Origin of the sequence: Flavobacterium sp. (assembly GCF_043720215.1) — a bacterium.
Taxonomy (GTDB): Bacteria; Bacteroidota; Bacteroidia; order Flavobacteriales; family Flavobacteriaceae; genus Flavobacterium.
In genome coordinates this window covers 1-8,182 of record NZ_JAYSSZ010000224.1, presented here as the reverse complement: position 1 = coordinate 8,182, position 8,182 = coordinate 1, and the positions used below count along the sequence as shown (strand labels likewise).

Here is an 8,182-nt window from a genome sequence, read left to right as displayed (position 1 = left end):
GTATGGCAACCAAAGATACTTCGGGTAAATCTAATCCTTCACGAAGTAAATTGACACCAATTAAAACATCAAAAATACCTTTTCGTAAATCTTGCATAATTTCTATTCTTTCTAAGGTATCAACTTCCGAATGAATATAACGACAACGAATATTTACTTTTGTTAAATATTTAGCCAATTCTTCTGCCATTCTTTTGGTTAGAGTAGTTACCAAAACACGTTCGTCAATTTCGGCTCGAACTTGAATTTCTTCTATCAAATCATCTATTTGATTCAAACTAGGGCGAATTTCTATAATTGGATCTAATAATCCAGTTGGACGAATCACTTGCTCGATATATATTCCATCACATTTTTGTAATTCATAATCAGCAGGAGTTGCCGAGACATAAATTACTTGGTTTTGCATCGATTCAAACTCATCAAATTTCAACGGACGATTATCCATTGCAGCCGGTAAACGGAAACCATATTCGACTAAGTTTTCCTTACGACTCCTATCGCCACCATACATAGCATGTACTTGTGAGAGCGTTACATGACTTTCGTCGACCACCATCAGATAATCTTTTGGGAAATAATCTAATAAACAAAACGGACGAGTTCCCGTACTTCTTCCATCAAGATATCTTGAATAATTTTCGATTCCTGAGCAATAACCCAATTCTCGAATCATTTCGAGGTCGAAATTGGTACGTTCTTCTAATCTTTTTGCTTCGAGATGTTTACCTATTTCTTTGAAGTAATCGACTTGTTTAACCAAATCTTGCTGAATTTCCCAAATCGCATTTTGTAAAACATCGGGTGAAGTCACAAACATATTGGCTGGGTAAATGGTCAGTTTTTCAAATTTTTCAGTTACTTGAGATGTTTTTATATTAAAACTTTCAATTTCTTCTATTTCATCACCAAAAAAGTGAATTCGAAAAGCTTCATCTGCATAACTCGGATATACATCGACTGTATCTCCTTTTATTCTAAAATTACCTGGATTAAAATCCATTTCGGTTCTAGAATACAAACTTTGCACTAACTGATGCAATAATTTGGTTCGAGATATGATTTGTCCTTTTTCTATTGGAATTACATTTTTCTGAAATTCAACAGGGTTTCCAATACCGTATAAACAAGAAACTGACGAAACTACAATAATATCACGCCGGCCAGAAAGCAATGAAGAAACGGTAGACATTCGCATTTTTTCCAATTCTTCATTGATAGACAAATCTTTTTCGATGAAAACGCCTGTAACTGGCATAAAGGCTTCGGGTTGGTAATAATCGTAATACGAAACGAAATATTCTACGGCATTATTAGGAAAAAACTGTTTGAATTCTGAATATAATTGTGCCGCAAGTGTTTTGTTGTGTGCTAAAACTAAGGTTGGACGTTGCACTTCTTGAATAACATTGGCAACTGTAAATGTTTTTCCTGATCCAGTAACACCTAGTAAAGTTTGGTATTTCTCTTCATCAATAATGCCTCGCGAAAGTTTTTCGATAGCTTGTGGTTGGTCTCCTTTGGGCTGATAATCTGATTGTACTTGGAAGTTCATTTATTATAAATTCAAAAACAAACAAAGATACAAAGGAATTAAGGAAATAAAAGTTTACAAAAACTTAAAATTTCCAAGCTTTTTGTTGCACTTCACTCAAAAATGTCCAAGCCACAATTCGGCTAGTTTTTTGTCCTTGAGACATATCAATGGTTTTTATTTCAACTGCTTGAACCTTGTTTAACGTTTTGTATATGCTAGATAGATTTTCTTTTTTTGAAACTAAAGTGGTAAACCAAAGTACTTGCATAGGATATTTTGCAGATTCATAAATCATTTGTGTTATGAACCCTATTTCGCCACCATCACACCAAAGTTCTGCGTTTTGACCACCAAAATTGAGTACAGGATTCTTGGTTCTGGTTTCAGTAAGATTATTTACTTTTCGGATGCTAGCTTTTGTTGCATCTGCTGATGAATTATGAAAAGGCGGATTGCAAATTGTAAATGTAAATTTATCCTCTGGTAAAATAATATTTTTGAAAATAAATCTTGATTCTACTTGCTGTTGCAAACTTATTGCATCAATTAATTTTGGATTCTGTTCGATGATTTTTTTGCAATTCTGAATAGCATTCTCATCTATATCAGTACCAACAAAACTCCAGTTGTAAACTGAATTCCCTATTATTGGATAGATACAGTTTGCGCCAATACCTATGTCTAAACCAACTACATTTTCGCTTTCAGGAATAATTCCATCATTTGTAGATGCTAATAAGTCGGCTATGTAATGAATATAATCGGCTCTTCCAGGAATTGGTGGGCAAAGATAATCTTGTGGAATATCCCAATTCTGAATATTGTAATCGGTTATTAATAATGCATTGTTTAGTGCTTTTACAGCATCAGGATCACTAAAATCGATGGTTTGTGTGTCATATTCATTTATAAAAACATGATTTTTTAATTCGGGAGATGTTTTTATTAATTCATTAAAATCGTATCCAAATCTATGTTTATTTCTTGGATGTAGATTTGTTTTTTCGGTAACTATGTTCGCTTTCATATTCTTAATTTCGGTTGCAAAGATAGTCAAGAATAGCAGATAGTTAACATTACTTTTTTATAGAATTTAATCGAAGCATTCCATCATAAGTAAATCTCCTTCTTTGTGTTCGATAATGACGATTCCATCTTGTTTTACATGGTTGCTACTTCCAGTTCTGTAACCTATAATTAGACTATCATCTTTTAGAGGATAAAATAAATTTTTGGAATGAATTCCGCTTACATGCCCAATTGGGATTAATGAAATAGGTGTATTTGCAGTGTACCATTTTTCGAAACGATTGGGTAATAAGAATATTTTAGAATGATCGTCGATAATTACAATTTTTAATTGGTTTCTATAACGGACAATATTAGTTATATTAGTTATAGTATGATCGGCTCGCTTTCCAGTTGCCCAAACTACATTGACCATTGGAATTTTTCTTTCAATAAGGTAATCAAATGCTTTTTCTAAATCTGTTTTGTCTTGATTTGGCGCATATACTATTTCGAGCGGAAATTGTTTGTCTTTGTAATACTCTGGATCGAAACCACGATCGAAATCACCCAATAAGACGTCTACTTTTATACCTAATTCTAATACTCGTTCTATTGCCGAATCTAATACAATTACAAGTGGAGACCATTCTAGTAATTGTCCTAATAGTTCTTCGTTACAAGCTGCTCCGTTGGCAATTATTAAGGCTGGTTCTTGGTCGTCCCGAACGATGTGATGTGAAGACATTTGATTGAATATTTTATATTTCGGATGTAAATATAGTAATTCATAGTTTTATAGCCCATATTGTAATGGAAAACAAAACAGAGAGGAAAACTTTAGTTTTCTTACTATAAAAAAGCGACTAAAAGAAGCTCTTTTTATAATTTAGAAAACAGTTTTTCTCTCTGTTTTTTTGAAATGAAAAGCTGGATTAGCTACTGAACAGTATAAATATCAGTATCAACCTCTCCTAAACTAAAATATCCTAAGGGGAAATTTTGTTCATTTGTTTGATTTGTAATATTTCCTCTTAAGGTTGCTGGTGGAGTTGCAAAAGGGTTTCCTCCATCGGTTGCAGCAATATTAAGTAGTTTTTCCATGTAATTATTGTAACGTTCGGATATGCCTTGTAAATAAATGTCTAGTTGATCGCCTGCTTTTAAATCTTCATCAGTATAGAAACCAAACATTAGGTTTCCTTGAAAAAAACGATCTCTAATAACTCCAAATTCAGTAAATGCTTTCGTACTGTTTTTAAAGCCAATTAAATAGAAATTATTTTCTAGCCCATTGTCTTGGTAGAAAAATTTGACTTGAATTAAATCGGTTCCTCCAACGCCTGGAACTGCTATTTGGTTTATAGAATCAATATTTGGTGTGGCTAATAATTTATCTGTAGCTTTATAAGTTTGTCCGTTATTTATGACTGTTAATGTATAATTTTCATTTACAACAGGAATAAAGTTAGTGCAAACATATTCGCCAGTATTTGGCGTTTCTATGAAATTGAAAACCGTATTTATGCTATTTGTTATATATACAGTCGCTCCAGAAACTACTGGAATTATGTTGGTGTAGTAATCTGTTGTGGTTGTTAACTTTATTTTTTGGTCGTTCCCAGAAGTTCCTTTTTGCCATTTTATAACTGCATCTATAACGAGTTTAGGTTCTGCTGTGTCTAGAGCAATGTCTACTTTATCTTCGCAACTAGTTAAAAAAAGAGTTATTGTTATTAAGGCTAAATATTTGAATAGATTTTTCATTTTTCTAGAATTTAAAATTATAAGAAACAGATGGAACAATTCCGAAGATTGATAACTTAATAGCTTCATTATTGCCATAATCAGCATTTTGGCGGAAGCTTATTGAAGCTGCATTTTTTCGAGCATAAACATTATAAATGCTAAAAACCCATTCGCCTTGTCTTCCGTTCTTTTTGTCAGGTTTGGGAACATAAGTTGCCGAAATATCTAAATGATGGTAAATTGGCAAGCTATTTTTGTTTCTTAATCCGTAACTAGGAATAGTTATTCCTTGAAACACATATTGTCCGTTAGGATACGTTACTGGCTGGCCTGTTTGTAGTGTAAAATTAGCTCCAAAAGTCCATTTTTTATTCAAATTATAAGTACTTGTAACGGCAAGATTATGTAGCTTATCATAAGCAGAGCGATACCAATCACCGTTATTTATACCTACTTCATTTGGAGTTCTTCCTGGAGTTTGCTGTTGTGATTTTGAAATCGTATAAGCAATCCAGCCATTTAGTTTTCCTTCGTTTTTTCGGATTAAAAATTCTAAACCATAGGAACGCATTCTACCATTTAGGATTACTTGTTCGATGGCTTCGTTTGCAATTAGATCTGCACCATCAATATAATCCATTCTGTTTTGTATTTTTTTGTAAAAACTTTCAATTTCAACAGAATATTTATCGTCACTAAAATTATTAAAATAACCAACAGCAACTTGGTCTGCAATTTGAGGTTTTATATAATTGTCACTTGGTGTCCAAACATCAAGTGGAGTAGGTGAGGCTGTATTCGAAATGAGTTGTAAATATTGTACCATTCGATTATAACTTGCTTTTACCGATTGATTATTATTTAATTCATAAGCTACAGAAAAACGAGGTTCTAGGTTGTTAAAACTAGCTATAGTTTTATTTTTCCCAAAAGATTCGGTACCAATGGGTTTTGCTTTTTCATAAATTTTTAAATCTGAATCATAAAACACGGGTTGGTTATTTTCATAAATATTAACAGTCGAATTTCCTAAGCGATAAAAGAAACTATAACGCAAGCCATAATTTACGGCTAATTTATCTGTAATTTTTTGCTCTGCATCTATATATAGGGCAGGTTCGAATGCATATTTTTTTTCTAATTGTTTGTAGTTTATACCAGATTCGGAATTTATAGGTTCTATTGTTCCGGGATTAAAGTCATAATAAATACCATTGACACCATAATTTAGTTTTATTTTATCTGACAAATAATATTTAAAATCATATTTAAGATTATAATTTTTAATACCTGAATTCCAATTAAAGCCAATAAAATCTAATGTTAATCCGTAATAATAATCACTATAAATCATCGATAAATTTGAAAATAGTTTATCGGAATATAGATGATTCCAGCGTAAGTTTAAAGTCGAATTTCCATAAGTATTTGTAAAAGTTTTATTTAACGAGAAAACATCACGACCAAAATATCCAGAAACATATAAGTTGTTATTCTTGTTTAGTTTGTAATTTAATTTTGCATTTAAATCATAAAAATAAGCGACATTCTTGTTGTCTGTTAATTTCAGAAATAAATGTGCATACGAAGCACGACCGCCTATAAGAAAAGAACCTTTGTCTTTTACAATTGGACCTTCAGCAAGAAGACGACTAGAAATTAATCCAATTCCGCCATTTACATGAAAATCTTTGCTGTTTCCGTCTTTCTGATAAATATCTAAAACTGATGATGCTCTACCTCCAAAACGTGCTGGTATTCCTCCTTTGTATAGTTTTAAATCTTTTATCGCATCCGGATTAAAGACCGAAAAAAAGCCAAAAACGTGAGAAGAATTAAAAATAGTTGCTTCGTCTAATAAAATTAAATTTTGATCTGCACCACCACCACGAACATTAAAACCAGATTGTCCTTCACCAGCATTTGTAACTCCTGGAAGAAATAATATAGCTTTTAGAACATCAACTTCTCCTAGAACAACAGGCATTTGCTTGATGGTGGTAATAGACATTTTATTGACACTCATTTCTGGTTTTCGAATGTTAGATCTGGTTTTTTCGGTAATAACAACTTCTTCTAGTTGTTGTCCAGAATCCGATAAGCTGTAATTTCGTTTCGTGTTTTCTGTAAGTGAAATAGTTTCTTCAATAGTTTGAAATCCCACATAACTAATTATGATTTCGTAATCTCCTTTAGGTAATGTAAGTGAATAAAATCCGTATTCGTTTGTAAAAGCAAAAGCTTTGGTGGTTTTAGAAATAATGTTTACACCTATAAGAGTCTCATTATTTTTTGCATCTGAAATTATTCCTGAAAGAGTAAATCTATCTTGCGCAAAACTTGTTGCAAAAGCGAATAAAAAAATGAATTGAGTGAGGATTTTTTTTGTAATCATAGCTTTTATATTTTCAATTTCAAGAACTACAAATTTGACGAATTAATACTATTTTTGTTACATATCAACTGTTAATCTATGGTTAAAAAAAAAGACAATCATTTCTGATTGTCTTTTTTCTAATTTATTTAAATAAAAGAAAGATTAAGCTAATTTCTTATCTAAATTTTCTTTGATTGCTGCTAAGAAATCTTCGGTAGTTAAATAATCAGCATCGGTTAAACCTTCTGGTTTTACTAATGTAGCTAAATCTTTAGTCATTTTTCCGCTTTCTACAGTTTCTACACAAACTTGTTCTAGTTTTAAACAAAAATCGATCAAGGGTTGATTATTGTCTAATTTCCCTCTGTGTTCTAATCCTCTTGTCCAAGCAAAAATTGATGCAATTGGGTTAGTAGAAGTTGCTTTTCCTTGTTGGTGCATACGGTAATGACGTGTTACGGTTCCGTGTGCAGCTTCTGCTTCAACAGTTTTTCCGTCAGGAGTTACAAGTACAGAAGTCATTAATCCTAATGAACCAAATCCTTGCGCCACAGTGTCTGACTGAACATCACCATCGTAGTTTTTACAAGCCCAAACAAAACCACCATTCCATTTCATGCAAGAAGCAACCATGTCATCGATAAGTCTGTGTTCGTAAGTGATTTTTAGTGCTTCAAATTTAGATTTATAATCACTTTGGTACACTTCTTCAAAAATATCTTTAAAACGTCCGTCGTAAGCTTTTAAGATTGTGTTTTTTGTAGATAAATATAATGGCCATTTTTTTGTTAATGCCATTTGGAAAGACGAATGTGCAAATCCGTAAATACTTTCGTCAGTATTATACATAGACATAGCAACTCCATCTCCTTCAAAGTTATAAACTTCCCAGTTTTGAGTTTCGCCTCCGTTTTCAGGAACAAAAGTCATGGTTAGTTTTCCTTTTCCTTTTATAACAGTATCAGTTGCTTTGTATTGATCTCCAAAAGCGTGACGACCAATTACGATTGGTTTTGTCCAACCTTGTACATATCTTGGAACATTATTCATGATAATTGGCTCACGAAAAACGGTTCCGCCAACGATATTACGGATTGTTCCGTTTGGAGATTTCCACATTTTAGAAAGGTTAAATTCTTTAACACGTTCTTCATCTGGCGTAATAGTAGCACATTTGATACCTACATTGTATTTTTTGATTGCTTCTGCCGAATCGATAGTTATTTGATCCTTTGTAGCTTCACGACTTTCTATTCCTAAATCGTAATATTTGATATCTAATTCTAAATAAGGAAGAATTAATTTGTCTTTAATAAATGCCCAAATAATTCTTGTCATTTCATCGCCATCCAATTCTACAACTGGATTGGCTACTTTAATTTTTGCCATTATAATGTAAGTTAGTTTATTTTTTTTGTAAATTCTGATAGCAAATATAAGAAATCAAATTTTAAAATAATTACTTTGAATGACTATATCGATTGATTTGTGTTTTTCGTAAAATTGAAACT

6 protein-coding genes are annotated in these 8,182 nt (G+C 32.1%); all 6 read right to left on the bottom strand.

Annotated elements, in window-relative coordinates; genetic code table 11:
- Positions 1–1,555 (bottom strand): excinuclease ABC subunit UvrB (gene uvrB, locus ACHZC3_RS10145; protein ID WP_394759749.1); only part of this gene is annotated, 1,555 nt, incomplete at its 3' end.
- A 64-nt stretch (positions 1,556–1,619) separates the two neighbouring features.
- The gene (rlmF, locus tag ACHZC3_RS10140) at positions 1,620–2,564 is read right to left on the bottom strand and encodes a 23S rRNA (adenine(1618)-N(6))-methyltransferase RlmF (RefSeq protein ID WP_394759748.1); all 945 of its coding nucleotides are present in this window, start codon (positions 2,562–2,564) and stop codon (positions 1,620–1,622) included.
- Positions 2,565–2,630: 66 nt separating this feature from the next.
- Entirely contained in the window at positions 2,631–3,293 is a 663-nt protein-coding gene (locus ACHZC3_RS10135; RefSeq protein ID WP_394759747.1) for a thiamine diphosphokinase, read from the bottom strand.
- Between the two features lie 191 nt (positions 3,294–3,484).
- The gene (locus ACHZC3_RS10130; protein WP_394759746.1) at positions 3,485–4,312 is read right to left on the bottom strand and encodes a DUF4249 domain-containing protein; all 828 of its coding nucleotides are present in this window, start codon (positions 4,310–4,312) and stop codon (positions 3,485–3,487) included.
- A gap of 4 nt (positions 4,313–4,316) precedes the next feature.
- Positions 4,317–6,689 carry a carboxypeptidase-like regulatory domain-containing protein gene (locus tag ACHZC3_RS10125; protein ID WP_394759745.1) on the bottom strand — a complete coding sequence of 791 codons (2,373 nt, stop codon included), beginning with the start codon at positions 6,687–6,689 and terminating at the stop codon, positions 4,317–4,319.
- Between the two features lie 144 nt (positions 6,690–6,833).
- The gene (locus ACHZC3_RS10120; RefSeq protein ID WP_394759744.1) at positions 6,834–8,060 is read right to left on the bottom strand and encodes an isocitrate dehydrogenase (NADP(+)); all 1,227 of its coding nucleotides are present in this window, start codon (positions 8,058–8,060) and stop codon (positions 6,834–6,836) included.
- Positions 8,061–8,182 lie beyond the last annotated feature (122 nt).